This window comes from Pseudogemmobacter humi, from assembly GCF_900609055.1.
Taxonomy (GTDB): domain Bacteria; phylum Pseudomonadota; class Alphaproteobacteria; order Rhodobacterales; family Rhodobacteraceae; genus Pseudogemmobacter; species Pseudogemmobacter humi.
The window spans coordinates 1-1220 of record NZ_UXAW01000123.1 but is presented as its reverse complement, the minus strand read 5'-3'; the positions used below and the strand labels follow the sequence as shown (position 1 = coordinate 1220).

The 1220-nt window shown below is 62.5% G+C and carries 1 protein-coding gene; it reads right to left on the bottom strand.

Features of this window, described 5'->3' with window-relative positions:
• Positions 1-232: 232 nt before the first annotated feature.
• The gene (locus XINFAN_RS20160) at positions 233-1066 is read right to left on the bottom strand and encodes a TylF/MycF/NovP-related O-methyltransferase (RefSeq protein WP_124088657.1); all 834 of its coding nucleotides are present in this window, start codon (positions 1064-1066) and stop codon (positions 233-235) included.
• Positions 1067-1220: the final 154 nt, after the last annotated feature.

Below are 1220 nucleotides of genomic sequence, written 5' to 3'. Positions count from 1 at the left end.
CTCCGAAGGAATCCCAAGCTTCGACCCGATCTCCTGGATCGGCCGCTTCTGCGCTTCTCGAGCGATCTCAATATCAGACTTGAAAGACATGTGGCTCTCTCCGGACATGAATGACATGCAAGACTTCTATCGGGCCGGGCGGGGGGTGACGGTGCGATTGCGACACAGAGAATATGAAACACGCCGTCCGGGCAAAGGAGAGGGCTGATGCCCGCGTCTCACCCCCCCGGCCTCATCCCCCGGCCTCGCCCTTGCGCCAGTAGATTCCGGTCCAGTCGATCCAGCGGATCGGATCCCTGATCCCGAGGCGGCGGCGAAATTCGTCGGTGGCAAGGCGGCAGGGCTCAAGCGCGCCGTAGTCGTCGATGATGACAAAGCCGCCGGGCACGACCTGGGCGTAGAGATTTTCCAGAATATCCATGGTCGAAATATACAGATCGCCATCCGCGCGCAGCAGCGAGAGGCCGCCGGTTTGCAGCCGGGGCAGGGTGTCGGCAAAGAAGCCGCGAACGAAGCGCGTCTTGTGATCGGGGTCGAGGCCGAACAGCCGGAAATTCTCGCGCACCTGTTCGAGCGGGCAGCGCAGCGACAGGTCGAGATGGAAGGGATGCGGCTTGTCGGCCTCATGCTCGGAAGGGGGAAGCCCTTCGAAACTGTCGCAAAGCCAGACCAGCCGGTCGCTGTCGGGGGCGAGATGATTCAGCAGCATCCGGGCGAAGATACAGGCGCCGCCGCGCCAGACTCCGGCTTCGAGAATATCGCCGGGGATCTTCTCATGCAGGATGATGCGCAAGGCGGCTTCGACATTGTAAAGCCGTTTCTGGCCGAGCATGGAATAGGGGAAACCGAAGATCCGCTCCCGGTAGTTCGAGGCTTCGTCCGGGTCGGCCTCGATCCGGGCCAGGGCGTCCGAGGCGTGGGAGCGGATGTCGAGGACCTTGCCCAGATCGAAAGGCTGCGCGCCATAGGCGACATTCAGCAGGTAGTTGATGCGCATACCATTTTCGCGATGAAAATGGCCGGAAATGACCTTTTTCAGCAGTTCGATATAGGGGTCCGGGGCCATGGTGCTGCATCCTTCCGCGGGTGAACCGGGATTGCACGCAACAGAAGCTGTCGCAAGTGTTCTTTGACCGCCGGGGTCAGCGAAAGGCCCCGCCGGGGGCGGGGCCTTCGGTCAGGTCAGGTCGGGGTGGGTTCGGCGCTGTCGGCCTGGGGGC